At 63.5% G+C, this 25,477-nt stretch carries 20 protein-coding genes; 9 read left to right on the top strand and 11 right to left on the bottom strand.

The window, feature by feature from the left end; all coding sequences use genetic code 11:
* Positions 1–171 precede the first annotated feature (171 nt).
* Complete coding sequence (locus tag X738_RS61950) at positions 172–1,548, top strand: MFS transporter (RefSeq protein ID WP_023800108.1); 1,377 nt, start codon at positions 172–174, stop codon at positions 1,546–1,548.
* Positions 1,549–1,708: 160 nt separating this feature from the next.
* On the opposite strand, the gene purH is transcribed toward X738_RS61950, so the two are convergent.
* The 4 genes from purH to htpX all read right to left on the bottom strand — a co-directional run bounded on the left by purH (position 1,709) and on the right by htpX (position 7,679).
* The gene (purH, locus tag X738_RS61945) at positions 1,709–3,325 is read right to left on the bottom strand and encodes a bifunctional phosphoribosylaminoimidazolecarboxamide formyltransferase/IMP cyclohydrolase (protein ID WP_023800107.1); all 1,617 of its coding nucleotides are present in this window, start codon (positions 3,323–3,325) and stop codon (positions 1,709–1,711) included.
* 91 nt (positions 3,326–3,416) lie between these two features.
* On the bottom strand, positions 3,417–5,141 hold the full coding sequence (locus X738_RS61940; RefSeq protein WP_023800106.1) for a heparinase II/III family protein: 1,725 nt from the start codon (positions 5,139–5,141) through the stop codon (positions 3,417–3,419).
* 133 nt (positions 5,142–5,274) lie between these two features.
* Positions 5,275–6,675, bottom strand: a complete 1,401-nt coding sequence (locus X738_RS61935) for an RsmB/NOP family class I SAM-dependent RNA methyltransferase (RefSeq protein ID WP_023800105.1) — start codon at positions 6,673–6,675, stop codon at positions 5,275–5,277.
* Entirely contained in the window at positions 6,666–7,679 is a 1,014-nt protein-coding gene (gene htpX, locus X738_RS61930; protein ID WP_023800104.1) for a zinc metalloprotease HtpX, read from the bottom strand. The genes X738_RS61935 and htpX overlap by 10 nt, the downstream gene beginning before the upstream one ends.
* Positions 7,680–7,802: 123 nt before the next feature.
* Here htpX and X738_RS61925 point away from each other — a divergent pair, with 123 nt between their 5' ends.
* A complete protein-coding gene (locus X738_RS61925; protein ID WP_023800103.1) occupies positions 7,803–8,042 on the top strand; it encodes a DUF1674 domain-containing protein in 240 nt (79 codons plus the stop codon).
* 163 nt (positions 8,043–8,205) lie between these two features.
* Here X738_RS61925 and X738_RS61920 read toward each other — a convergent pair whose 3' ends face one another.
* The gene (locus X738_RS61920; protein WP_023800102.1) at positions 8,206–8,871 is read right to left on the bottom strand and encodes an HAD-IA family hydrolase; all 666 of its coding nucleotides are present in this window, start codon (positions 8,869–8,871) and stop codon (positions 8,206–8,208) included.
* A gap of 172 nt (positions 8,872–9,043) precedes the next feature.
* Between X738_RS61920 and X738_RS61915 the strand changes: the two genes are divergently transcribed.
* The 3 genes from X738_RS61915 to X738_RS61905 all read left to right on the top strand — a co-directional run bounded on the left by X738_RS61915 (position 9,044) and on the right by X738_RS61905 (position 13,315).
* Positions 9,044–9,913, top strand: coding sequence for a transglutaminase-like domain-containing protein (locus tag X738_RS61915; RefSeq protein WP_023800101.1), 870 nt, complete (start codon positions 9,044–9,046; stop codon positions 9,911–9,913).
* Positions 9,914–10,315: 402 nt separating this feature from the next.
* Positions 10,316–11,614, top strand: coding sequence for a pilus assembly protein (locus X738_RS61910; protein ID WP_306454964.1), 1,299 nt, complete (start codon positions 10,316–10,318; stop codon positions 11,612–11,614).
* A 432-nt stretch (positions 11,615–12,046) separates the two neighbouring features.
* A complete protein-coding gene (locus tag X738_RS61905) occupies positions 12,047–13,315 on the top strand; it encodes an SAM-dependent methyltransferase (protein ID WP_023800100.1) in 1,269 nt (422 codons plus the stop codon).
* Between the two features lie 59 nt (positions 13,316–13,374).
* On the opposite strand, the gene acs is transcribed toward X738_RS61905, so the two are convergent.
* Entirely contained in the window at positions 13,375–15,330 is a 1,956-nt protein-coding gene (gene acs, locus X738_RS61900; protein ID WP_023800099.1) for an acetate--CoA ligase, read from the bottom strand.
* 306 nt (positions 15,331–15,636) lie between these two features.
* On the opposite strand from acs, the gene X738_RS61895 reads away from it, so the two are divergent.
* Positions 15,637–15,909, top strand: a complete 273-nt coding sequence (locus X738_RS61895; protein WP_023800098.1) for an usg protein — start codon at positions 15,637–15,639, stop codon at positions 15,907–15,909.
* A gap of 265 nt (positions 15,910–16,174) precedes the next feature.
* Here the strand turns inward: X738_RS61895 and X738_RS61890 are convergent, their stop codons facing one another.
* Both X738_RS61890 and X738_RS61885 read right to left on the bottom strand, forming a co-directional pair.
* Positions 16,175–17,209: an aldo/keto reductase gene (locus X738_RS61890; protein WP_023800097.1), complete on the bottom strand. Its 1,035-nt coding sequence runs from the start codon at positions 17,207–17,209 to the stop codon at positions 16,175–16,177.
* A gap of 38 nt (positions 17,210–17,247) precedes the next feature.
* Positions 17,248–18,426 (bottom strand): MFS transporter, encoded by a 1,179-nt coding sequence (locus X738_RS61885; protein ID WP_023800096.1) that lies wholly within the window; start codon positions 18,424–18,426, stop codon positions 17,248–17,250.
* A gap of 137 nt (positions 18,427–18,563) precedes the next feature.
* On the opposite strand from X738_RS61885, the gene X738_RS61880 reads away from it, so the two are divergent.
* Positions 18,564–19,472: a LysR family transcriptional regulator gene (locus tag X738_RS61880; RefSeq protein ID WP_023800095.1), complete on the top strand. Its 909-nt coding sequence runs from the start codon at positions 18,564–18,566 to the stop codon at positions 19,470–19,472.
* A gap of 49 nt (positions 19,473–19,521) precedes the next feature.
* On the opposite strand, the gene X738_RS61875 is transcribed toward X738_RS61880, so the two are convergent.
* Both X738_RS61875 and X738_RS61870 read right to left on the bottom strand, forming a co-directional pair.
* Positions 19,522–20,571, bottom strand: a complete 1,050-nt coding sequence (locus X738_RS61875) for an aldo/keto reductase (protein ID WP_023800094.1) — start codon at positions 20,569–20,571, stop codon at positions 19,522–19,524.
* Between the two features lie 103 nt (positions 20,572–20,674).
* Complete coding sequence (locus X738_RS61870; RefSeq protein WP_023800093.1) at positions 20,675–21,337, bottom strand: YggS family pyridoxal phosphate-dependent enzyme; 663 nt, start codon at positions 21,335–21,337, stop codon at positions 20,675–20,677.
* 146 nt (positions 21,338–21,483) lie between these two features.
* On the opposite strand from X738_RS61870, the gene leuS reads away from it, so the two are divergent.
* On the top strand, positions 21,484–24,108 hold the full coding sequence (gene leuS, locus X738_RS61865) for a leucine--tRNA ligase (protein ID WP_023800092.1): 2,625 nt from the start codon (positions 21,484–21,486) through the stop codon (positions 24,106–24,108).
* Entirely contained in the window at positions 24,095–24,682 is a 588-nt protein-coding gene (lptE, locus tag X738_RS61860) for an LPS assembly lipoprotein LptE (RefSeq protein ID WP_023800091.1), read from the top strand. The genes leuS and lptE overlap by 14 nt, the downstream gene beginning before the upstream one ends.
* Positions 24,683–24,790: 108 nt before the next feature.
* Here the strand turns inward: lptE and fsa are convergent, their stop codons facing one another.
* Positions 24,791–25,444: a fructose-6-phosphate aldolase gene (fsa, locus tag X738_RS61855; protein ID WP_023800090.1), complete on the bottom strand. Its 654-nt coding sequence runs from the start codon at positions 25,442–25,444 to the stop codon at positions 24,791–24,793.
* Positions 25,445–25,477 lie beyond the last annotated feature (33 nt).

The following is a 25,477-nucleotide window of genomic DNA, read 5'->3' as shown; positions in this document are numbered from 1 at the left end:
ACGACAGGGGGAAAACTGTAACCCATGTATCCGGTTCAAAGTGTTACCCATCTATCAACTGGACACCGGCAGGGCAATGAGGGGCGGCGCTACCCCCGTCATTTGCGTGAGCACCGGAAACATGCAGACATGGCGCCGGTCGCGGGCCAAGCGAACGGGGCAGGAGGGCATATGGCCGAGGTAGCAGTGCAGCGAGCGCCGGAACGCGGCATCTGGGGATGGATGCTGTTCGACTGGGCGGCGCAGCCGTTCTTCACAGTCATCACCACCTTCATCTTCGGTCCCTACTTCGTCTCGCGCATGGCGAGCAATCCCGAAACGGGCCAGGCGGCATGGGGTTACGGCATCGCCGCGGCGGGTCTGGCCATCGCCGTTCTATCGCCGATCCTCGGCTCGATCGCCGACCAGACCGGCCCGCGAAAACCGTGGATCGCACTCTTCGCCGCGGTCAAGATCACCAGTCTTTGCCTGCTATGGTTCGCTGCTCCCGGTTCGAACCTTTTCCTGGTCGTGCTGTTCTTCTCGCTGGCTTCGGTCGCGGCGGAATTCTCGACCGTGTTCAATGATTCGATGATGCCGCGTCTGGTGCCGAAGAGCGAAATCGGCCGCATCTCGAATATGGCCTGGGGGCTTGGTTATCTCGGCGGGATGATTGCGCTGATCTTCGTCGTCGCCTTCATGGCCAGTTCGCCGGAAACCGGCAAGACGATCGCCGGCCTCGACCCGCTCTTCGGGCTCGATCCGAAGCTCGGCGAGGACGCGCGCGCCACCGGCCCACTGTCGGCGGCTTGGTATTTTCTATTCATCCTGCCGATGTTCTTTTTCACACCGGATGCGGTGAAGGGCATTCCGCTTGGACCGGCGGTGCGCGAGGGACTGTCGGAACTGAAATCGACGCTGGGCGAAATACGCCAGCGCAGCGGCATCTTCCGCTTTCTCGTCGCCCGCATGATCTATCAGGACGGCGTCAACGCGCTGCTTGCGCTGGGCGGTGCCTTTGCGGCGGCGATGTTCCACTGGTCGATCACCGAGATCGGCCTGTTCGGCATCATCCTCAACGTCGTCGCCATCGTCGGTTGCCTGATGGCCGCACGCCTCGACGTGGCGCTCGGCTCCAAGGCCATAGTGATGATTGCGCTTGTCCTGCTCAGCCTCGCCACGATCGGCATCGTCTCGACCGGGCCAGGCTACACGCTGTTCGGTGTCTGGATGATGCCCGGAGCCGATAGCGGCGGGTTGTTCGGTACGCCGGCGGAAAAAGCCTACATCTTCTTTGGTCTGCTGATCGGGCTTGGCTTCGGGCCGGTGCAGGCATCGTCGCGCTCCTACATGGCGCGCAGCGTCACCGCGGCCGAATCGGGCCGCTATTTCGGCATCTACGCGCTGGCCGGACGGGCGACCAGTTTTGCTGCGCCATTCCTGGTGGCCACGATCACCCTGGCCAGCGGCTCGTCGCGGCTGGGCATGGCGGCAATCGTGCTGTTCCTCGGCGTCGGCCTGGCGATCCTGATCCGCACGCCGTATCCGGCGGACCAGCCGGCGGAGTGAGCTTACCCTCCCCCTTGTGGGGACTTGTGGGGAGGGTCGATCCGCGAAGTGGAGCGGGGTGGGGGCGGCGCTGCCCCCGCCCCGTCTCACGAACTTTGCTTCGCAAAGATCGTTTGCCGACCCTCCCCACGAGGGACCCACGAGGGGGAGGGAGAGGCGCCTAATGCCTGAAATGCCTGACGCCGGTAAACACCATGGCGATGCCGTGGGCGTCGGCGGCGGCGATGACATCGTCGTCGCGCATCGAGCCGCCCGGCTGGATGACGGCGGTGGCGCCGGCTTCGATCGCAGACAAAAGCCCGTCGGCGAACGGGAAAAAGGCATCCGAGGCGACGACGGAATTTTTGGTCAGCGGCTCGGCCAGGCCGGCCGCCTCGGTCGCGTCGAGCGCCTTGCGCGCGGCGATGCGCGAGGAATCGACCCGGCTCATCTGGCCGGCGCCGATGCCGACGGTGGCACCGTCTCTGACATAGACGATGGCGTTCGACTTGACGTGCTTTGCGACGCGGAAAGCGAATTTGAGATCGGCCATTTCGGCCGTTGTCGGCGCCCGCCGGGTCACCACTTTCAGGTCGAGGTCGTCGACCACCGCATTGTCGCGGCCCTGGACGAGCAACCCGCCGGAAACGGATTTCACAGTGGAGCCGGCCGCGCGCGGATCGGGCAAGCCGCCGGTGACCAGCAAGCGCAGGTTCTTCTTGGCGGCGACGATGCGGATTGCTTCGTCCGAGGCGCCCGGCGCGATGATGACCTCGGTGAAGGTTTTGACTATCTCTTCGGCGGCCTCGGCATCGAGGGTGCGGTTCATCGCGACAATGCCGCCAAAGGCCGAGACCGGATCGCAGGCAAGCGCCTTGGCATAGGCCGCCTTCAGCGAAGCGCCCTCGGCGACGCCGCATGGGTTGGCGTGCTTGATGATGGCGACGGTGGCGGAGCGGGCCGGATCGAACTCGCCGACCAGTTCGAAGGCGGCGTCGGTGTCGTTGATGTTGTTGTAGGAAAGCTGCTTGCCCTGAAGCTGGCGCGCCGTCGCGACGCCCGGTCGCTTGTCGCCATCGACGTAGAAGCCGGCGCTCTGGTGCGGGTTCTCGCCGTAGCGCATCACCTGGTCGAGCCTGCCGCCGAAGGCGCGCCAGGTGGGATGCTCGATCTCCAGCGCTTCGGCGAACCAGCCGGAAATCGCCGCATCATAGGTCGCGGTGCGGGCGAAGGCCTTGGCCGCCAGCTTCTTGCGGAAATCCAGCGAGAGCGAGCCGAAATTCATCTCCAGCGCGTTGAGCACCGAGGCATAGTCCTCGGGATCGGTGACGATGGCGACGTAAGCGTGGTTCTTGGCCGAAGCGCGGATCATCGCCGGGCCGCCTATGTCGATGTTCTCGACGATCGAGGCGTAAGCGGCGCCGGAGCGGCGGACATCCTCGAAAGGGTAGAGATTGGAGACGACGAGATCGATCGGCTCAATGCAATGATCGCGCATCGCCGCGGCGTGTTCGGGATCGTCGCGCACGCCAAGCAACGCGCCGTGCACGGACGGATGCAGGGTCTTGACGCGGCCGTCCATGATCTCGGGAAAGCCGGTGAGTTCGGAGACGTCGCGCACAGCCATGCCTGCCTCGGCGATCGCCTTTGCCGTGCCACCGGTGGAGACCAGCTCGACGCCGGCCGCGGCCAGCGCCCTGGCGAAATCGATGAGCCCGGTCTTGTCGAAAACGGAAAGCAGCGCGCGACGAACGGGAACGAGGTCGGGCGCGGGAATGTTCTTGGCGGCAACGGCCATGGGCTGGCGGCCTTTCACGGCTGGTTGGGACAGTGTCCGCGCGCCGTAGCACATGAGGGCTGGAAATCAAACTGCGGGACTAACCGCAGTCTCAGCTTTTTGCCGGATGACCGGCGATGGCCGTCCGTGTCAGTTGCCAATGGACTTCGGAAATCTCTGACGCCTTGAAGGCCAGCACGATCTGCCGGCTGCGGCGCGGGCCGCCAAGACCGGCGAAATAAATGGATTCTTCGACCTCGGGCGCCACCTCGATGCAGGTGAACACCCATGTGTCGGCTTCATCGGCGGTCAGCACCAGACGGTCGTGCTCGTCCTTGAGCAGGCCTATGTCGGGATGGATGTGGAAGCGCACGGTGACGAAATCGCGGCCGTTGTTGCGGATCGCAGCATTGCCCGGCCGCAGAAGGCGATCCCTGCCGGCGAGCACATTGCCGTTCGTCGACAATTTCAGTTCGCGCTCATGCAGCAAGCCGAAGCGCGCGACATAGCCGTCATGGCGAGCCAGAAAACCCTGTGTGCCTTGCTGGTCGGTGCGCTTGCAAGGCACATGCTGCGGGCCGCCGATCAACGGCGTGCCAAGCAGATCGTTGACGCGCAGCGAGTGGCTGAAACGCGCCGACGAGGTGTCGTTGATGGTGGCTGTCGAATGGGCGGCCGTGGCGCGGGCAAGCGGCCGGAATTCGGCGGCGCCATAGGTGTCCACGCCGGCGTTGACGACATAGTGGCGGCGGCCGGAAGACAGCTCGAAGGAAAGGCATCCGGCGTGCGCCGCGTTGGAAACATCGATGCGCGGTGGCGGGCCGGTATCGGCGATCACGGTGACGCCGCCCATGGAGAGGCGCTCGTAGCCCGAATGCGGTGCGTGCAGCAATGGCGCGCCGGCGGTGTCGTCGTGGCGCAGAATGGTGGCGATGCGGTTGTGGATGGTCGCGCCCATGCCGTTGAAGCGGGCGAGGCTGCCGTCCTGGTGGCGAAAGAAACGCAGCGCCGGCAGCATGCGATCGATGGCGCCCATCAGCGCCGCCGGCGGCGTTTCGGCCTGATTGGCATAGGTCTGGCGCAGCGGCAGAAGGTCGGCGAGGATTTCAAGCACGGCCATCGGATTGCGCGAAATATGGCCGCCATCCGGCAGAATCTGACGGTCGAGTTCCTCGGCGAGGTTGCGGGTCGCGCCGCGCAGCGCCGATGCCGGCGCCGGTAGCGACAGAGCGGCAAAGGCAAGCGCGATGCGGGCGCGCAGCCTGTCCTTGCCGTCCGGCATCTCGCGTGCCATCGCCCTGAGATAGCGGATCTGCATGGCCAGCGATTTCAGGAAGGCCCGGTAGAAGGGAAATTCAGCACCCTGCAGCACCACCGAGGAATGCTGCAGCCAGGCAATGACGCGCTTGGCCGTCGTGCCGGGCTCCCAGGCGACACCGGAAATATTGCTGCCATGGATGGTGATCCAGTCGGAGACCAGCGCGCGGGCATTGGCGGCGGCAAGCTCGGTGCCGGCGGCGCGCATATGGCGCAGCCAGCGAAAGCCGTGCAGGGCCTTTTGCCAGCCGGGATTGGCCACGGCAATCTGGAAGGGCGACTTGCCGCCGGTCTCTACCAGATGTCCCGACAGCGGATAGCGGCCATAATAAATCTCGAGCGCAATCTGTCGGTCGGCCAGGCGCAGGTCTGGCGGAGCGATCAACACGCGTTCCGGTGTGCGGCCGGAGTAGCGCCAGCGATGGATCGGCCCGCCACGCAGGCGCCGGCGCGTCTTGCGCCAGAACTCCTTCGCGACAAGCGTCCATAGACGCGTCGTGCTGCCGGCAGCGATCGCCAAAAGCCCTCCTCATAGCGCCCAATCCGAAGACAAGCTTATGTGATTCAAGAACTTATGCGAAGGTGAATTCCACGGAGGCCTTGAAATTCAGCCTGTTTTCCGCAGGATTCTTCCTAAAACAGTCTTCAAATTTTCAGCGTTGGCCGGTTCTGCGCATGCGGGCGGCGAAGAAGCCATCCAGGCCGGACCGTTCCGGTGAGCCGAGCTCCAGATCTGCGGGCGTGGTGCGCAGAGTGCCCTGCGGCGTCAGGAACGGATCGATGCCGGCGATCTCGCCCGGGCGGAGCGGGTCGTCGACGACATCAGCCGTCCCGGCGAGGAAGGCGCGATGGAGCGCCTCGCCTTCGAGCGGGTCGAGCGAGCAGTTGGAAAAGACGATGCGCCCGCCAGGCCTGACCAGGCTGACGGCGCGGGCGAGCAGCCTGCGTTGCAGATCGGCGAGTTTTTCGATGTCGGCCGCCGTCTTCGTCCACGGCACGTCGGGATGCCGCCGCACCGTGCCGGTCGAGGAGCAGGGCGCGTCGAGAAGGACGGCGTCGAACAGTTGTTCCGGCTCGTATTTGAGCAGATCGGCCTGGACAACCTCTGCGGACAGACCGAGCCGTTCGAGGTTCTGCGAGAGCCGCGCCAACCGGTTCTTCGAGGAATCGATCGCGGTGACCGTGGCGCCGCCGAGAATGAGCTGAGCGGTCTTGCCGCCGGGGGCGGCGCAGAGATCGGCGACGCGCAAACCCCTCACGTCGCCGAAAAGCCGGGCAGGAAGGCTGGCGGCGGCATCCTGGACCCACCAGGCGCCGTCTTCAAAGCCGGGCAGTTCAGTGACCGAGGCGCTGAGTTTCTCCACGCGCACAGTGCCGGTCGGCAGCACGATGCCGCCGAGCCGCTCGGCCCACAGCGCAGGATCGGTCTTGACCGTGAAGTCGACCGGCGCCTCGTATCTGTGGGCGGCGAGGATTTGCCGGGCTTTCTTAGTGCCATAGGCGGCTTTCAGCCGGTCGGAAAACCATTTCGGCGCTTCGTCGGTGGCGGCAAGCGCTGCAGCCAGTTCGGCCTGCTTGGATCGCGCCAGCGTGCGCAGCACGCCATTGACGAGACCGGAGAAGCGCACCGTGCGCGGATCGGACTTGGCGTGGGTCACGGCAAGGTCGACTGCGGCGCTGTCGGGAATATCGAGGAACAGGATCTGCGCCGCTGCTACATGCAGAATATGCGAAAGCGCGGTGGCGTTGGGTGGCAGCGGCTTTTCCAGGCGGCGGGCCAGCAACCCTGATATGGTCATGCGGAAGCGCAGCGCAGTGACCAGTATGGCGCGCACCAGCGCCCGGTCACGCAGGTCGAGCGCCTTGTATTGCGGATGGCCGTTCTCGTGGTCGGTCAGCCCGTCCAGCGCCGTCCTCGCATCGATGACGGCGGCCAGCAATCGTGCCGCGGCCTTGCGCGCGGCCAGGCCGGCAATAGGTTCGCCGGGGCTCGCTGCATTGTTTTCATGATCGCCTGAAATTCGGTGCCGGCGTTTCGCTTCGCTCACGACCACGGACCCTTGGGTCCGGTCGGATTGCGGCCCCAGGGATTGGACTTCGGCCTGGCCGGTTCAGCCGGCTGCTCAGCTTTCTCCCACGGGCCCGAAGGCCGCTGTTCGTCTGCCTGCCGCGGCATCGGCGTTTGCGGCCGCGCGGAGGCGGATGCGCCACCGGCCATGTCCTGCGCCATCGCCTGCAGGGCAGCGATGCGGTTGTCGGTGCTCGGGTGGGTCGAAAACAGGCTGTCCATGCGCTCGCCGGAAAGAGGATTGATGATGAAGAGGTGGGCAGTTGCCGGATTGCGCTCGGCATCCGGGTTGCGGATGCGTTCGGCGCCGCGAGCGATCTTGTCAAGGGCCGAGGCAAGCCAGAGCGGCTGTCCACAGATCTCGGCGCCGCGCCGGTCGGCCTCGTATTCGCGGGTGCGGCTGACCGCCATCTGCACGATCATCGCGGCAAAGGGCGCCACGATCATCGCCACCAGCACACCGATAATGCCAAGCGAATTGTTGTTGTCGCGATTGCCGCCGAAAAAGAAGGCGAAATTGCCGAGCATCGAGATCGCGCCGGCAAGCGTGGCGACGATCGTCATGGTGAGCGTGTCGCGGTGCTGCACATGGGCGAGCTCGTGCGCCATCACCGCCGCGACTTCCTCATGCGACAGTTGCTGCAACAGCCCGGTGGTGGCGGCGACCGCGGCATTCTCCGGATTGCGGCCGGTGGCGAAAGCGTTGGGCTGCGGGTTGTCGATCAGATAGGTTTTCGGCATCGGCAGGCCGGCCTGTCTGGCGAGGCTCTGCACGATGGCGTAATATTCCGGGGCGTTCCTTTCGTCGACCTCGACCGCGCGGTTCATCGACAGCACCATCTTGTCGGCGTTCCAATAGCTGAACAGATTCATGGCGGCGGCAATCAGCAGGGCGATCACCATGCCGCCCGATCCGCCGATCAGATAGCCGACGCCCATGAACAGCGCGGTCATCGCTGCCAAAAGCATGGCGGTGCGAAGTGTGTTCATTGTCTGCTCCGTTTCTGCCGGCCTTCCGGAAAAAGGGTCGATCCTTGTCGGCTCATCGCTATATGATGGGAAACGTGTGGCCCTGTTTCAATTGGGCCATGTTTCAATCGCCGGGAATATCGCATGATCGACGAAGCCAATAAATCAGGCGAAACCAGCAATGCAGACGCCGGCCCCGGTCACGACGTGCCGCAAAGGACGCTGACACCGGCAGCCCGCCGCGCTTTGGCGGAAGCGGAAGCACGGCGCGAACACTATCGCCAGCAGGAAGCCGCGATGCCCCGGGAACTCGGCGGCCGTGGCGGCAGGGAACCCGGCCGCTATGGCGATTGGGAAGTGAAGGGCCTGACCAGCGATTTCTAAGGGTATGTCGATATTCAGGTGATGCCGGCCTGCGAACAGCGGATTCCTGCGCTTCTCACGGACCTGAAAGTCCGCTCTGTTCCGGTTCTCGGAACCCACCTAGTCTGGTCGCTTCGCGCCCGTCTTCGACCCCGGCTCGCCCTGACCTGAATCTCAACATACCCTAAGCCGCAGCGCGCTCCGCGCCGAGGACAATCCAGCCGCGGTCGTCGACGGTGACGCCGATCCCGTCATAACCGGCGATCGCAGCATGCGGCGTTTGCAACGGATGCTGGTGCGTGGCGCTAATGACCACGACGGTGGCTCCCGCGGCCTCGGCCGCCGCTATCCCGGCGGGCGCATCTTCGAAAACGAGGCAGTCGCGCGCGTCGACGCCCAGTCGCTCGGCCGCCAGCCGGAAGCAATCCGGCGCCGGCTTGCCGCGGGAAACGTCCTCGGCCGCGACAAGGGTGGCGGGAAGCGGGATGCCGGCGGCCGCGATGCGCAGCAGAGCCAGCTCGCGCGGCGCCGAAGTGACGATTGCCCAGCGCTCGGGTGGCAGCGACGCCAGAAACGCCGCGGCGCCGGCGATTGGAAGGATGCCGTCGATATCGGCCACCTCGGCCTGCAGAAGCGCATCGGCTTCACGCATCGGGTCAACGCCTGGAAGCGCCAGCCGAGCGATGGTCTCGATCGCTCGCACGCCGTGGATCGTTGGCAGGAATGCGGCAACGTCGAGATCTTGCCGGCGTGCCCAATCTGCCCAGACCCTTTCTGCCGCGGCAATCGAATTGACCACCGTGCCGTCCATATCGAACAGCAAGGCTGCGAATTTTCTGCCTGCGAACATCTGCTATCCCAAGTTGTTTCGGAAGGAACCAAAGCCTGTCGATCGACCGTAACGTCGCACCGGCGGCATGGGAAGGCACGAGATCGCCTTTTTCGACAGACCAGGGAACCACGGCCGGCCATCTCGCGTTAATCCAATCGTCTTCCACGACACTCACAAGAGGGGATCCGCAATGCTGATTCGGCTCGGCTACGAAATCGCCATCGACTGTGCTGAATCCACCCCGGTGATTTCGCTGCTCGAGATCCACAAGCAGCGCCAGGCCGACATCAAGCGGCAAACGCGCGTGCTGACCTCGCCTTCCGTCCCAACCAGGCTCTATCACGATCTTTATGGCAACACCTGCCGCCGCTTCACCGCGCCTGGCGGAGGCTTTCGCATTCTTTACGACGCCGTCGTCGAGGACAGCGGCGAGACCGACGAGGTCAACACGCTGGCCAGGGAAGTGCCGGTGGCGGAGTTGCCCGACGAGGTGCTGTGTTATCTGCTCGGCAGTCGCTATTGCGAAACCGATCATCTCAGCGATCTGGCCTGGCAGGTTTTCGGGCCTGTTCCATCCGGCTGGGCCCGGGTGCAGGCGATCGTCGACTATGTCCACAACCGTCTGTCGTTCGGCTACGGCTATGCGCGCCCGACCCGCACGGCGGCGCAGGCGCATGAGGAGCGCGTCGGCGTCTGCCGCGACTTCGCTCATCTGGCGATCACGCTCTGCCGCTGCATGAACATCCCAGCCCGCTACGTGAACGGTTATCTCGGCGACATCGGCGTGCCGGTCGACCCGGCACCGATGGATTTTTCGGCGTGGCTGGAAGTGTTCCTCGACGGCAAGTGGTACACGTTCGACCCCCGCCACAACATGCCGAGGATCGGCCGCGTCGTCATCGCGCGCGGCCGCGACGCGACCGACGTGCCGCTGCTGCACAGTTTCGGCCCGCACCGGCTCAGCCTGTTCAAGGTCTGGACCTACGAGCAGGAAAGCAATCTGTTCAACCCGCCTCATCGCGGGGTCGACAGGACGGCCAGCGCGCAGATGCTGACATAGCGGCGCAGCGCGTCCAGCGCGTCCGGCTGTTACGATCATCGGGCTGTCCTACGGATATGATGCGCCTGATCCGCTTCGGCACAGACCCTCTGTGCCGGATCGGGATCGGGCTGTTGTGCTCCACGGCAGACGTCGGGATCATGGTAAGCGCTTGGTAAACGAAACTGCCGCAGCGGCTTGTCGTTTACCAGTTGTTTACATTGCCGCATTTCGAAACAAAGCAAAAACAATGGCTTGACGATGAGCCGCTGGCTTTGCTGCGTTGACGACGCCGTCCGGCCGGAATCCTGCAATGCGGGCCTTCACACGGCTTCGAGGTCGTGGCGAATGGAGGCGAAAGCATGCGGCGTTTTGGGGGTCTTGTTCACGCGATCGGGCTTTGCCCGAGATCGAAGCGGAAATTTGGCGGTTCTGTTCGGCATGGTCGCGTCGGTGCTGGCGCTTGGCGTTGGCTTTGCCGTCAATGTTTCCCAGCTCTACAACACCAAATCGAGCTTACAGGGCGTGGTCGATGCGGCGGTGACCTCGACGGCACGCGACCTGACCACCGGCGTCATCAACGAGGCCGACGCCAACAAGTCGGTGCAGGCGTTTCTCGATGCCAACAGCCGAGCGGGCATGCTGCAGGCTGATCGGATCGTCCTCGACAAATTGACCATCGACAAAATCGCCAAGACGGTTCAGGCGGAGATCCATGTCGATCTTGGCCTCTATTTTCCAATCTTCGGCATGGGCGACATGAAGCGCATTGCCGCATCGACGACGGCAGTCTATTCGGACAAGACGATCGAAGTGGCGATGATGCTCGACGTCACAGGTTCAATGGCCGGCCAGAAAATAATCGACCTGAGGACGGCCGCAGCGAACGCGGTCGACAGCTTCCTGGGCGGTCAGGACCCCGCCAGCCCCCGAGTGCGAGTCTCCATCGTGCCCTACGCCAATTCGGTGAATGCCGGCGCGCTTGCAGGCAGCAGCGTCTACGTCGAAGCCTCGACCAGCCAGCGCAAGCAGGCGCCCGGCAATGGCGCTATACAGTATGTCTCCGGCTTAACGCGTCCGGACAATTGCGCCACTGAGCGCAAGGGCACCTATCAATATTCGGATGTAGGTCCCGACATCAGCATGATCAATCGCGATTACCTGTTGTCGTTCTTCGCCTGGCCGACCGGCACGGCTGCCTGCCCGGTCGCCGCGTTGAAGCCGCTGACGGCGGACGCCGTGGCGCTCAAGAACGTCATCAAGAACTTTGTCGCATCGGGCGGCACCGCGGGCCATATCGGCGTGCAGTGGACCTGGTACATGCTTTCGGAAAACTGGGGCAGTGTGATGAACGCGTCGCAGCGGCCGGCCAAGGCGGATCCGAAAAAGGTCGCCAAAATCGCGATCCTGATGACCGACGGCGAGTTCAACCTGTCCTATTTCGATGCCAGCACTGTCGGTGAGGTCTACAATGATGCCGGCAAGGAACCGACCCGCACGGCAGCCAAGACGCTCTGTACCGCCATGCGCGACAAGGGCATCGAAATCTTCACCATCGGTTTCGATCTCAACGAGGAGAATGCCCAGGCGACACTGCAGAATTGCGCGAGCCCGGATACCGGCAAGATCAAGCACTTCTATCAGGCCGCGAACGGGACGGAGCTCAACCAGGCTTTCCAGGATATAGCGCGCAACATCGAAAGCCTGGCATTGACCAAATAGAGGGCATTGACCAGGCAGGATCCGGACAAGGAAAAGGCCGCCGCTTCTTTCGAAGCCGGCGGCCTTCCGCGTTTCCGTCCATGGCGCGGCTCATGGCAGCGACGTGACTTAAAGTGCTGGAGCGTCCTTTGCGCATCCAAAGGACGCGCGGCGCTCCAGGCGTCGCCAGCCGCGCATCTCGCGCCTTAACGGGAAGACTGCTTCCCGAAAGTGCAATCCGCTGAGGCCACGTTCTGGAAAACGAAATCACTCGACATCGGATCACCTCCTTTCGATTTGTTGAACACGCCCTCATGATGGGGTGTCGATCTGCAAATGGCAAGGCGCCATCGTGAAAATGCGGTGCGCGTTTGCCGCTAACTGCTTGCGGCTATCCGATCGGACAGGCAATGTCGCTGCCGGACCGCCAGGGGCTGAGCAGGAGGAACGCGGATGGAGGCAGCCGAGAGAGCCGCACGGATCGTTCGAACGGTTATCGAGACGTTGAAGCCGGGTTTCGCGGTCAAGCTGTGGAACGGCGAGCGGATCGGCCCCGCCACCGGCCCCGTGGTCACCATCAACGACCAGGACATCGTCTGGCAGGTGATGCGGCGGCCCAACCTCTCGACGCTGATCGAAATGTGGATTTCCAAGACCATCGACGTGGAAGACGGGTCGCTGTTCGATTTCTACGCTCTGCCTGCGCAGGGCAAGCTCAGGGCGAAGCTCAAGTCGTTGCCCAAGCTCGCGGTCCTGCGCGACCTGCCAGCCGTGCTGTTTTCGCGAAAACAGATGACGGCGCGGACCGACCTTTCCGGGCGCAACCCCTTCGTCAGCGGGTCGAACAGGCAGGCAATCCAGCACCACTACGACATTTCGAACGCCTTCTACCGGCTCTTCCTCGACGAACGCATGGTCTATAGCTGCGGCTATTTCACCGATTTCGCCAATGGCATCGACCAGGCGCAGAAGGACAAGCTCGATCATATCTGCCGCAAGCTGCGGCTGAAGCCCGGCGAAAGGCTGCTCGACATCGGCTGCGGCTGGGGAGCCATGCTCATCCATGCCGCGAAAAATTACGGCGTCGTCGGCCATGGCGTCTCGCTGTCGGAAGCCCAGACCCAGCTCGCCCGCGAGCGCATCCGTGCTGAGGGACTGGAGGATCGCATCACCATCGAGATAAAGTCCTATGCCGAGCTGTCCGGCTCCTTCGACAAGATCTCGTCGATCGGGATGTTCGAGCATCTGGGGCTGGCCAACCACGCCGCCTATTTCTCGACCATTCGTCGCCTGCTCAAGCCGGGCGGCATCTATCTGCATCACGCCATCACCCGGCGCGACAAGGGCAGCATCAAGAAGACCTTGCGCAAGGGCCCGGAATTCAAAGCGCTGATCAAATACATCTTTCCCGGCGGCGAACTCGACACGATCGGCATGACGCTCGGCAATCTCGAAGCGCACGGCTTTCTTGTCTACGATGTCGAGAATTTGCGCGAGCACTACGCCCGCACCTGCCGTCTGTGGGCCGAGCGCCTCCACGCACGCTTCGATGAAGCGATCGCCGAGGTCGGCGAAGCCAAGGCGCGCCTCTGGCTGCTTTATCTCACTGGCTGTTCGATCACTTTCGAACGCGCCTCGGCGCAGATTTTCCAGACCGTCGTCACCAAGCGCGCGCGGGGCCCGAGCGGACTGCCGCCGACGCGGGCGGACCTTTATCGGTAGAGCGGGAGCGAGCCGATCTCATCCGATCGGGTTTCCGCCGAACGTCCCCCGGATGTTTCTTATGCCCGCTTGTTCTGCCGGTTGGCGATGAGGTCGTCGACGACCGCCGGGTCGGCCAGCGTCGAGGTATCGCCGAGCGCGGCAAAATCGTCCTCGGCGATCTTGCGCAGGATGCGACGCATAATCTTGCCCGAGCGGGTTTTCGGCAGGCCCGGAGCGAACTGAATCTTGTCGGGCGTGGCGATGGCGCCGATGTCCTTGCGGACGTGGGCGACAAGTTCCTTGCGCAACTCCTCGTTCGGCTTCTCGCCAGCCATCAATGTGACGTAGCAGTAGATGCCCTGGCCCTTGATGTCGTGGGGGTAGCCGACGACGGCGGCTTCGGAGACTTTCTCGTGCGAAACCAGCGCGGATTCGACCTCGGCCGTGCCCATGCGGTGGCCGGAGACGTTGATGACGTCGTCGACGCGGCCGGTGATCCAGTAGTAGCCGTCGGCGTCGCGGCGGCAGCCGTCGCCGGTAAAATACTTGCCCTTGTAAGTCGAAAAATAGGTCTGCACGAAGCGCTCGTGATCGCCATAGACGGTACGCATCTGGCCCGGCCACGAATCGGCGATGCAGAGATTGCCGCTGGCAACGCCTTCCAGCACCTTGCCGTCGCCGTCGACCAGTTGCGGCTTGACGCCGAAGAACGGCTGCGTCGCGGAACCTGCCTTGAGCGGGGTGGCGCCGGGCAGCGGCGTGATCAGGATGCCGCCGGTCTCGGTCTGCCACCAGGTGTCGACAATCGGCACCTTGCCGTTGCCGACGACATCGAAATACCACTCCCAGGCTTCCGGGTTGATCGGCTCGCCGACCGTGCCGAGCACGCGCAGCGATTTGCGCGAGGTTTTGGTGACATGGGCGTCGCCGGCACCCATCAGCGCGCGCAAAGCCGTCGGCGCGGTGTAGAAGATGTTGACCTTGTGCTTGTCGATGACCTCCCAGAAGCGGGATTGCGACGGATAGTTCGGCACGCCTTCGAACATCAGCGTGGTGGCGCCGTTGGCGAGCGGCCCGTAGACGATATAGCTGTGGCCGGTGACCCAGCCGACATCGGCGGTGCACCAGTAGATGTCGCCGTCGTGGTAGTCGAAGACATATTGGTGGGTCATCGAGACATAGACGAGATAGCCGGCGGTGGTGTGCAGCACGCCCTTCGGCTTGCCCGTCGAGCCCGATGTGTAAAGGATGAACAGCGGGTCCTCTGCCTTCATCTTCTCCGGCTTGCATTCCGCCTCAACTGTCGCCATCTCGTCATGGTACCAGACGTCGCGCCCCGGAGCCCAACCAACCTTGGCGCCGGTGCGGCGCACGACCACGACCTTGTTGACCATCACGAAGTTCTTCGCGGCGATGTCGATCGCCTTGTCCGTGTTCTCCTTCAAGGGAATGGACTTGCCGCCGCGCAGGCCTTCATCGGCGGTGATGACGAAAGTCGATTCGCAGTCGACGATGCGGCCGGCCAGCGCGTCCGGCGAAAAGCCGCCAAAGACCACCGAATGGATGGCGCCGATCCGCGTGCAGGCGAGCATCGCATAGGCGGCTTCCGGGATCATCGGCATGTAGATGGTGACGCGGTCGCCTTTCCTAACGCCGTGCTTCTTCATCACATTGGCGAGCCGGCAGACATGCCTGTAGAGCTCGTTATAGGTGATCTTCCTGTCGTCGTAGGGATTGTCGCCTTCCCAGATGATGGCGGTCTGGTCGCCGCGCTTCTTCAGATGCCGGTCGATGCAGTTCCAGGAAACATTGGTCTGGCCGTCCTCGAACCATTTGATCGAGACCTTGCCGTCGAAGGAGGTGTTCTTGACCTTGCTGTAGGGCCTGAACCAGTCGATGCGCTTGCCGTGCTTGCCCCAGAACTTGTCCGGGTTCTTCACGCTGTCGGCGTACCATTTCAAATAGGTGTCATTGTCGATCAGTGCGTTCTTCTTCCACGCCGGCTGGACGCGATGGACATGAACATCGGACATTTTTTCCATTCCCTCCCAAGACCAACTGCCAGCTTGCCCGCCGAGCAGCATCGCGGCGCAGAGGCCGCGAATTCGCGCGCATTATTAACAGTTCCGCGGTGACGGCAACATTAGACGTTGGATTCGCGCGGCGGGATGCCGCAGACGTCGTTTTCGCCGCTATCAGCACTCGACCACGATCGCTGCTAACCGCATGTTTTTGTGTCGTAAATCAGGTCTACACCACAAAAAATCAATAGACGATTAAGCAAATTGCGCGCACAATTTCAAATTGGGAGGAAAGGAGAATCAACCAGGGGGACCGCGATGCGCGACCAATCCGAAATGGACCTGATGCTCAAGGGCTATGGCTTGACCACGGCCCAGATCCTTTATCATTTTCCCGATCATCCGCATCTGCTGCAGAGCTTCATCTGGCAGGACTACGACATCGCCCCGAAATTTCCGGTGCTGATCCGGTTCATCGAGTTCTGGCAGACCAAGCTCGATGGCCCGCTGCATTCGGTGAGCTATACGCACCAGAAACTGATCGCGCCCAATGAGTGGCGGAAGCTCGATGGCGAGTTCGTGCTGCATTAGTGTAACGGCGCAGGATGTCAGCTTGCAGTTGTATGGCTGTTGAGATCCGCGTTTTACGGCGCCCCCCTCTGTCCTGCCCTCTTTGCCAAAACTTGGCATTTCCCCCACAAGGGGGGAGATCGGATGTTGCAGCGGCTTTCGCCAGATCTCCAACGTGGTGAAAGAGTGGCACGGTCAGCGAAGCTGCCGATCTCCCCCCTTGTGGGGGAGATGTCCGGCAGGACAGAAGGGGGGCGCTGTCCCGCGGCCTGGCGGCCCGCGCGCATTAAACCGCAGGCTGGCTCAGCCGGGCAAAACCCTCCTGCCGGCGATACGGAAAATACGGATAGGCTGCGGTCACCGCGCTTGCTGCGTCGAGCGTCTTGATCTGGTCTGATGTCAATGACCAACCGACGGCACCAAGATTCTGGCGCAGCTGTTCCTCGGTGCGCGCGCCGATAATGACAGAGGCGACGGTCGGCCGCTGCAGCAACCAGTTGATGGCGATCTGCGGCACGGTCTTGCCGGTTTCCCTGGCCACGGCTTCGAGCGCATCGACAACCCTGTAGAGCAGCTCGTCTTCGACCGGCGGCCCGAAGCTTGCGGTGTCGTGCAGCCGGCTTTTTTCCGGCAGTGGCTCGCCGCGGCGGATCTTGCCGGTCAGGCGGCCCCAGCCGAGCGGGCTCCACACCAGCGCGCCAACGCCCTGGTCGAGGCCGAGCGGCATCAACTCCCATTCATAGTCGCGCCCGACCAGCGAATAGTAGACCTGATGGGCGACGTAGCGCGGGTAGCCGTGCTTGTCCGCCAGCCCGAGCGATTTCATCACTTGCCAGCCGGAAAAGTTGGAGACGCCGACATAGCGCAGCTTGCCGGCACGCACGAGACTGTCCAGCGTCGACAGCACCTCCTCGATCGGCGTTGCGGCGTCGAAAGCGTGCAGCTGCAGCAGGTCGATGTAATCGGTGCCGAGACGCTTGAGCGCGTCCTCGACCGCCTTAATGAGGCGCGAACGGGAGGAGCCGGCATCATTGGGCCCGTCGCCCATCGGCAGCGAGGTCTTGGTCGAAATCAGCACGGCATAGCGGCGGCCCTTGACGGCCGCGCCGAGCACTTCCTCGGAGGCGCCGTTCGAATAGACGTCGGCGGTGTCGAACAGATTGACGCCGGCCTCCAGGCAGATGTCGACCAGCCGCCGCGCTTCCGTCGCATCGCTGTTGCCCCAGGCGCCGAACAGCGGCCCCGAACCGCCGAAGGTTCCAGCGCCGAACGAGAGCGCCGGGACCTTCAGGCCCGAGGCGCCAAGACGTCGATAATCCATCTTTTTCTCCTGTGATGTCTAAGGGGTTCGTCGGGTTGCTATGAGCGGGCAGATGCCGGTTCTCCAAGCGCCGGGCGATCGAGGCGCAGCGCCAGCCACGCCACGGCGAGCGCCGAGAGCGGCAGCAGGGCGGCGACCCAGGTGACGGCGCCAAGGCCGGGGCCATGAGCGATGACCATGCCGCCGAGCCAGGCGCCGGCGGCGTTGCCGAGGTTGAAGGCGGCGATGTTGAAGGACGAGGCGAGGCTCTGGGCGGCGCCTTCAGCCTTTTCCAGCACCCACATCTGCAGCGGCGCTACGGTGGCGAAGGCGGCGGCGCCGAGCAGGCCGACATAGATGACGGCCATCGCCCGGCTGTGCAGGGCAAAGGTCATCGTGCCGAGCACCAGCGCCAGCACAACGAGACTGCCGAGGACGGAAGGCACCAGCCAGCGGTCGGCGAACTTGCCGCCGGCGAGATTGCCGGCGATGAGGCCGCCGCCGAAGACAAGCAGGATCGGCGACACCGCCGCTTCCGCAAAACCGGTGATCTCGGTCAGCAGGGGGGCGATATAGGTGAAGACGGCGAAGACGCCCGCATAGCCCAGCACGGTGACGGCGAAGCCAAGCAGAACCGGGGCGCGGCCGAGCAGGGCGAGATCGCCGCGCAGGTCGCTCTTTTCCAGCGCTGCCGGGCTGCGCGGCACCAGCAGGAGAATGATGGCGAAGGCGACGATGCCGACCAGGGTTACAGCCCAGAAGGTCGCCCGCCAGCCGAAGGCCTGGCCGAGCCAGGTGCCGAAGGGCACGCCGAGGATGTTGGCGATGGTCAGGCCGGTGAACATCAGGGCGATCGCCGAGGCCTTCCTGTTGGGAGCGACCAGCCCGGTCGCAACCACCGCACCAACGCCGAAGAAGGTGCCGTGGGCGAAGGCGGTGAGCACGCGGGCAGCCATCAGCGTCCAGTAGTCGGGGGCCAGCGCGCAGGCGAGGTTGCCCAGCGTGAAGACCGCCATCAGCGCCAGAAGCACGGTCTTGCGCGGCCAGCGGCCGGTGGCGATCGTCAGCAGCGGCGCGCCGATGACGACGCCCAGCGCATAGCCGGAGATCAACTGGCCGGCGGCCGAGATCGAGACGCCGAGATCGGCGCTGACGTCGAGCAGCAGGCCCATGATGACGAATTCGGTGACACCGATGCCGAACGCACCAGCGGCGAGAGCATAAAGTGCAAGAGGCATTGCGGTTCCCACTCCGATGACAGCAGTTTTGACGACAGGACGCCGTGTCCTCCTGCGCCCCGACCCGGAAGATCGTGTTGCCATGTGCTGTGAACCAGCCTTGCGTCGGGCACATTGTCTGTGAAATAGATTCACGAATGGCGAGGCCTGACATCAACCGCTCCGGCGAGATCGAAGTGTTTGTCCGTGTCGTCGAAGCGGGCAGTTTTTCGGCTGCGGCGCGGATGCTGCGGATGACGCCGTCGGCGGTGAGCAAGCTGATTGCGCGGCTTGAGGCGCGGCTTGGCGCGCGGCTGATCAGCCGTTCGACGCGCAAGCTTCAATTGACTCCAGAAGGCGCGGCCTTCTTCGACAGCGGCGTGCGCATCCTGGCCGACATGGCGGCAGCCGAGCGCGAGGCGGCGGCCGGTGCTGCGCCGCGCGGCCGGCTGCGGGTCAACAGCTACGTGCCGTTCGGGCAGCACCGGCTGATCCCGCTCTTGCCGCGCTTTCTCGAACGCTATCCGGAAATCGCCATCGATCTGGTTTTGACCGACAATGTCATCGACCTGATGGAGGAGCGCGCCGATGTCGCCATCCGCGCCGGGCCGCTCGGCGAATCACGTTTGGTGGCGCGCAAGCTCGGGCAGAGCCGGCTGGTCGTCGTCGCCGCGCCATCGTACATCAGGACGCATGGCGCGCTCCAAACGCCGGCCGATCTCGATCATCACAACCGGATGGGTTTCTGCTTCGTGCGCCATGTCGACGGCTGGCCCTTCGTCGCTGCGGCCGGCGACGCCTTCATCGTCCCGATCACCGGAAACGCGCTGGTCAGCGACGGCGAGGCGATGCGGCTGATGGCGCTTTCGGGCACTGGCATCGCCCGGCTGGCGCGCTGGCATGTCGAGCCCGACATCGCCGCCGGCCGGCTGGTCCCGCTTCTGGAGGACTTCAACCCCGGCGACGAGGAGCTTACCCACGCTGTTTACGTCGGCCAGGGCAAACATTTGCCGGCCCGAGTGCGGGCCTTTCTCGACTTTCTGGTCGAGACGGTCCGGCTGAGCTGAGCCCAAGAAAGATCGGGAGCCCGCCGGCTCCCGAAATCGAAGATGAGATTTACTTCTTCTCCGCAAAGGGCGCCGGACGCCGGCCAGCCGCCTGGCGCTCGAGCATCCAGCCCGGATATTCGGATGGCAGCGCGCTGACTTCGTCGAGACGAGCAAGATCGTCGCTGTCGAGCTTCAACTCGGTGGCGGCAAGGTTCTGTTCGAGCTGCTCCATGCGGCTGGCGCCGATGATCACGCTCATCACGAAAGGCTTGGCCAAGACATAGCCAAGTGCCACCGTGGCGACGCTGACGCCGTGCTTGCCGGCGATCTCGCGCATGACGGCGACCGCCGCCCAGGCGCGGTCTTCATTGACCGGCGGGAAATTGAAGCTGGCGCGGCGGCCCTCGCCATTGCCAGGCGCGCCGGGTCCGTATTTGCCGGAAAGCAGCCCGCCCGCCATCGGCGACCAGACCATCAGCCCAAGCTTCTCCTCGTTGAGCAGCGGCACGATCTCGCGCTCCAGATCGCGGCCGGCGATCGAATAGTAGGACTGGACCGTCTCAAAACGGGCAAAGCCCTTGCGTTCGGCGATGCCCAATGCCTTGGCGATGCGCCAGGCCGCCCAGTTCGAGACGCCGACATAGCGGACCTTACCGCTGGCAACCAGATCGTCGAGCGCCCTGAGCGTCTCGTCGATCGGCGTTACCGCGTCGGTGCCGTGCAGCTGATAGAGATCGATATGGTCCAGTTGCAGCCGTTCGAGACTGCCGTCGACCGAATCTATGATGTGGCCGCGCGAGGAGCCGCGCTGGTTGGGGCCGTCGCCCATGGCGCCATGGACTTTGGTGGCGATGATCACGTCCTGCCGCTCGATGTCGAGATTGCGCAGCGACTGGCCGAGAAACCGTTCCGATGCGCCGAAGGAATAGACATCGGCCGTGTCGAAGAAATTGATGCCGGCGGCGAGCGAGCGCTGGACGATCCTGTCGACGCCATCCTGGTCGAGGCTGGCGATCAGGCCCCATTGGTTGTTTTGGTCGGCGGCGCCGAAGGTCATGGTGCCGAGGCAAAGTTCGGAGACGAACATCCCCGTATTTCCAAGTTGATTGTAACGCATGGTGGCTCCGGAAAGTTTTGGAATGATCCGGTCGATATAGGAACGATACGTTTCGTTTCCACTTGTTGGCGTAACGGCCGGGTGGCTCTGGACCAACTGTCCGCTAGCGGCTGCCGAAGATCGCCGAGCCGACCCTGATGCTGGTTGCACCGAAGGCGATCGCGGTTTCATAGTCGCCGGACATGCCCATCGAAAGCGCCTCCACCCCTGCCTCCGTGCTGAGCTTTTCCAGCAGCGCGAAATGCGGGCCGGGATTCTCATCGGCCGGCGGAATGCACATCAGGCCTTCGATGGCGAGACCATGGACCTCGCGGCAGCGCGTAACGAAGGGTACGGCTTCGCGCGGCTCGATCCCTGCCTTTTGCGGTTCCGAGCCGGTGTTCACCTGAACGTAGAGTTTTGGTGACCGGCCTTGCCTGGCGATTTCCTTGGCGAGTTCGGCGGCGATCTTCTCGCGATCGACCGTCTCGATGACGTCGAACAGGGCGACTGCTTCCTTCGCCTTGTTCGATTGCAGCGGACCGATCAGGTGCAGCTCGATGTCGGGGAAGGCTTGCTTCAGCGCTGGCCATTTGGCTTGTGCTTCCTGGACGCGGTTCTCGCCGAAGACGCGCTGGCCGGCGTCGATGACCGGGCGGATATCGTCGGCGCTGAAGGTCTTCGAGACCGCGACCAGCGTCACCGCGCCGGCTTGCCGTCCTGCCTCGCGCTCGGCGGCGGCGATCCTCGCCTTGACCGTGAAAAACTGTTCGACGGCGCTCGCCATGCCTATATCCTGACTCTGGTTTTTGTCCTGGCCGGGGCGTCGCAGTTGACGGGTCCGGCAATCCATGGTGAACACCGCGACGACATTTCCTGAGCCGCCGGGCATGTCCGGCTGTTCGCGCATGCTTTTTAAGTGAAAAACATCCAATGGCAACCGAACGATACAATCCGCGCGCATCAGAGCCCAAATGGCAGAAGGCCTGGGACGCCAAGAAGCTGTTCGAGGCTGACAACGACGACCCGCGTCCGAAATACTACGTGCTCGAGATGTTTCCGTATCCGTCGGGGCGCATCCATATCGGCCATACCCGCAACTACACGATGGGCGACGTGGTGGCGCGCTACAAGCGGGCCAAGGGTTTCAACGTGCTGCACCCGATGGGCTGGGACGCCTTCGGCATGCCGGCCGAGAACGCGGCGATGCAGAACAAGGTTCATCCCAAGGACTGGACCTATCAGAACATCGCCGCCATGCGCGAGCAGCTCAAGGTCATGGGCCTGTCGCTCGACTGGGCGCGCGAATTCGCCACCTGCGATGTCGACTACTACCACCGCCAGCAGATGCTGTTCCTCGATTTCGTCGAGAAGGGGCTGGTGACGCGCAAATCCTCCAAGGTCAACTGGGATCCGGAGGACATGACGGTGCTTGCCAACGAGCAGGTCATCGACGGACGCGGCTGGCGCTCCGGTGCGCTGGTCGAACAGCGCGAGCTGACGCAGTGGTTCTTCAAGATCACCGACTATGCGCAGGACCTGCTGGACTCGCTGGAGGGCCTCGACGAGTGGCCAGAAAAAGTCAAGCTGATGCAGGCGAACTGGATCGGCCGTTCGGAAGGCCTGCTGATCCGCTGGCCGCTGGCCGCGCCGATTGCTGGCGAGGATGAGCTGGAGGTCTACACGACGCGGCCTGACACCATCTTCGGCGCCTCCTTCATGGCGGTCGCAGTTGACCATCCACTGGCCAAGAAGGCGGCCGAAAACAATCCGGCGCTGGCCAAGTTCATCGACGAGGTTCGCCACATGGGCACTTCGGTGGCGGCGCTGGAAACGGCCGAAAAAAAGGGCATGGATACCGGTATACGAGTCGTCCATCCGTTCGACGCGAACTGGACGCTGCCTGTCTATGTCGCCAATTTCGTGCTGATGGAGTACGGCACCGGCGCCATATTCGGTTGCCCGTCCGGTGACCAGCGCGACCTCGACTTCGCTAACCGATATGGCCTGCCGGTCATTCCGGTGGTGATACCGGAAGGCGAGAACCAAGGAAATTTCCAGATCATTGATGAGGCCTATGTCGGCGACGGCGTGATGATCAATTCGCGCTTCCTCGACGGCATGAAGCCTGATCAGGCGTTCGATGAGGTGGCGAAGCTGCTGGAACAAAAGACCATCGGCAATCGGCCGATGGCCGAGCGCAAGGTCAACTTCCGCCTGCGCGACTGGGGCATTTCGCGCCAGCGCTACTGGGGCTGCCCGATCCCGATGATCCACTGCGAGGATTGCGGCGTGGTGCCGGTGCCGAAGGCGGACCTGCCGGTCAGGCTGCCGGACGATATCGAGTTCGACCGGCCGGGCAATCCGCTCGACCGCCATCCGACATGGCGGCATGTCAAATGCCCGCAATGCGGCAAGGATGCACGCCGTGAAACCGACACGATGGACACTTTCGTCGATTCGTCCTGGTATTTCGCCCGCTTCACCGCACCCTGGGCGAACGATCCGACCGATCCCAAGGCAGCGACCGAATGGCTGCCGGTCGACCAGTATATTGGCGGCATCGAGCACGCCATTCTGCACCTGCTCTATTCGCGCTTCTTCACCCGCGCCATGCGCGAGACCGGCCATGTCGATTTCGCCGAGCCGTTCAGGGGCCTGTTCACGCAAGGCATGGTGGTGCACGAGACCTATCGGGTCGGCAGTGGATCGAACAGCCGCTGGCTTGCTCCCAGCGAGGTGCGGCTGGAAGACGTCGACGGCAAGCGCCGCGCCATCGAAATCGCGACCGGCGAAGAGGCGGTGATCGGCCCGCTCGAAAAAATGTCGAAGTCGAAGAAGAACACAGTGAGCCCGGAAGAGATCACCGACGGCTACGGCGCCGACACCGCGCGCTGGTTCATGCTGTCGGACTCGCCGCCCGAGCGTGACGTCGAATGGACCGACGAGGGTGCCGCCGGCGCGCACCGCTTCATCCAGCGTATCTGGCGCCTGGTGTCGACGGCTGCCGAATCGCTCGCCGGAATCCGACCGGCAGCGGCGAAGGAGGGCGAGGCAGGGACTGTTTCCAAGGCCGCGCACAAGGCGTTGAAATCGGTCGGCGAGGATACTGAAAAGCTCGCCTTCAACCGCGCCATTGCCCGCATCTACGAGCTCGCCAATGCGCTCACCACGCCGCTCAACGAGGCGGCCGAAGGCAAGGCCGATCCGGCGCTCAAGGCTGCCTGCCGGCAGGCCGTCGACATCCTCGTCCATCTGATTGCGCCGGTCATGCCGCATTTGGCCGAGGAATGCTGGCAGACGCTCGGCGGTACCGATCTGGTCGCCGAACGGCCTTGGCCCGTCTATGATCCGGCGCTTGTCGTCGACAGCGAGATCGTGCTGCCGGTTCAGGTCAACGGCAAGAAGCGCGGCGATTTGACAATTGCCCGCGACGCGGACCAAGGTGCCGTCGAAAAAGCGGTTCTGGCTCTCGACTTCGTGCAGAAAGCGCTTGAAGGTAGGGCACCGCGCAAGGTGATCATCGTCCCGCAGAGGATCGTCAATGTGGTTGCCTGATCCGAGGAAGACAGAAGTGACGCATTTGCTGCGCCGTATAACGCTGTATGGCCTGGTCGCTTCGGTTGCGCTGGTTTCGGCCTGCACGGTGCGCCCGCTCTATTCGAGCGCGCCGCTGTCGGCGGGCTCGCAAGTCGGGGCTGCCGCCGAACTCGGGTCCATCTCGGTCAAACCGGTCAACACCCGTTACGCCCAGCAGGTCCGCAACAATCTGATCTTCGCGCTCGGCCAGGGTGCGGGCGAGCCGGCGTCCCCCGCCTATTCGCTCGATCTCGGCGTTACCGAACTTGTTGAATCCGCTGCAACCGTGCAGATCACGACCGATGACGACGAGCCAACGGCGGGCACGGTGACACTGACCGCGAATTATCTCCTGACCGACGCCAGGACCGGCAAGACCATCGCGACCGGCAAGCGCTCGATAGCGTCGTCCTTCGACAGGCCGCGTCAGGAGTTTGCCTCCTACCGGGCGCAAATCGACGCCGAGAACCGCGCGGCGCGCGAGCTGGCGGATCTGCTGCGCCTGTCGATCGCGCAGGATCTGGTCAAGCACGGCAAGACAGTGGCCGGTTAGAATTTTTCGGCTTGGGCCGAGACGTTCCGGTTACCGCCCAGGCCTGATTGCTGGCGCAAAAAAAGGCCGATTGCTCGGCCTTTTTTATGTGAACACCGCGTCTTGATTTCAGCCGATTGTCTGGCCGGTCTTGGCCCAGTCGGCGAGGAATTGCTCCAGGCCCTTGTCGGTCAGCGGGTGCTTGACCAGCGCCTTCAGCGTCGCCGGCGGCGCGGTGATGACGTCGGCACCGATCAGTGCGGCCTGCTTGACATGGTTCACCGTGCGCACCGAGGCGGTCAGGATCTCGGTCTGGAAATCATAATTGTCGTAGATGGTGCGGATATCCGCAATCAGCTCCATGCCGTCCCAGCCGCTGTCGTCGATGCGGCCGACGAAGGGCGAGATGAAGGAGGCACCGGCCTTGGCGGCGAGCAGCGCCTGGGTGGCCGAGAAGCACAGCGTAACATTGACCATGCGGCCGTCCGACCGGATGTCCTTGCAGGCCCTCAGGCCGTCGAGCGTCAGCGGCACCTTGATGCAGACATTATCGGCGATCCTTGCCAGGATCTTGGCCTCCGCCATCATGTCCTTGTATTCGGTGGCGACGACTTCGGCCGAGACCGGTCCCTTGACGATCTCGCAGATCTCTCTTGTGACGTCGGCGATCTTGCCGCCGGATTTGAGGATCAGCGAAGGATTGGTGGTGACGCCGTCGAGCAGCCCCAAATCATTCAGTTCACGGATTTCCTTGACATCGGCGGTGTCGACAAAAAATTTCATGACGGTCTCCTGAAGATTTTTATCGCATCGGCC

This window comes from Mesorhizobium sp. L48C026A00 (genome assembly GCF_000502375.1).
Taxonomy (GTDB): Bacteria; Pseudomonadota; Alphaproteobacteria; order Rhizobiales; family Rhizobiaceae; genus Mesorhizobium; species Mesorhizobium muleiense.
This window is presented reverse-complemented; position numbering and strand designations above follow the sequence as displayed.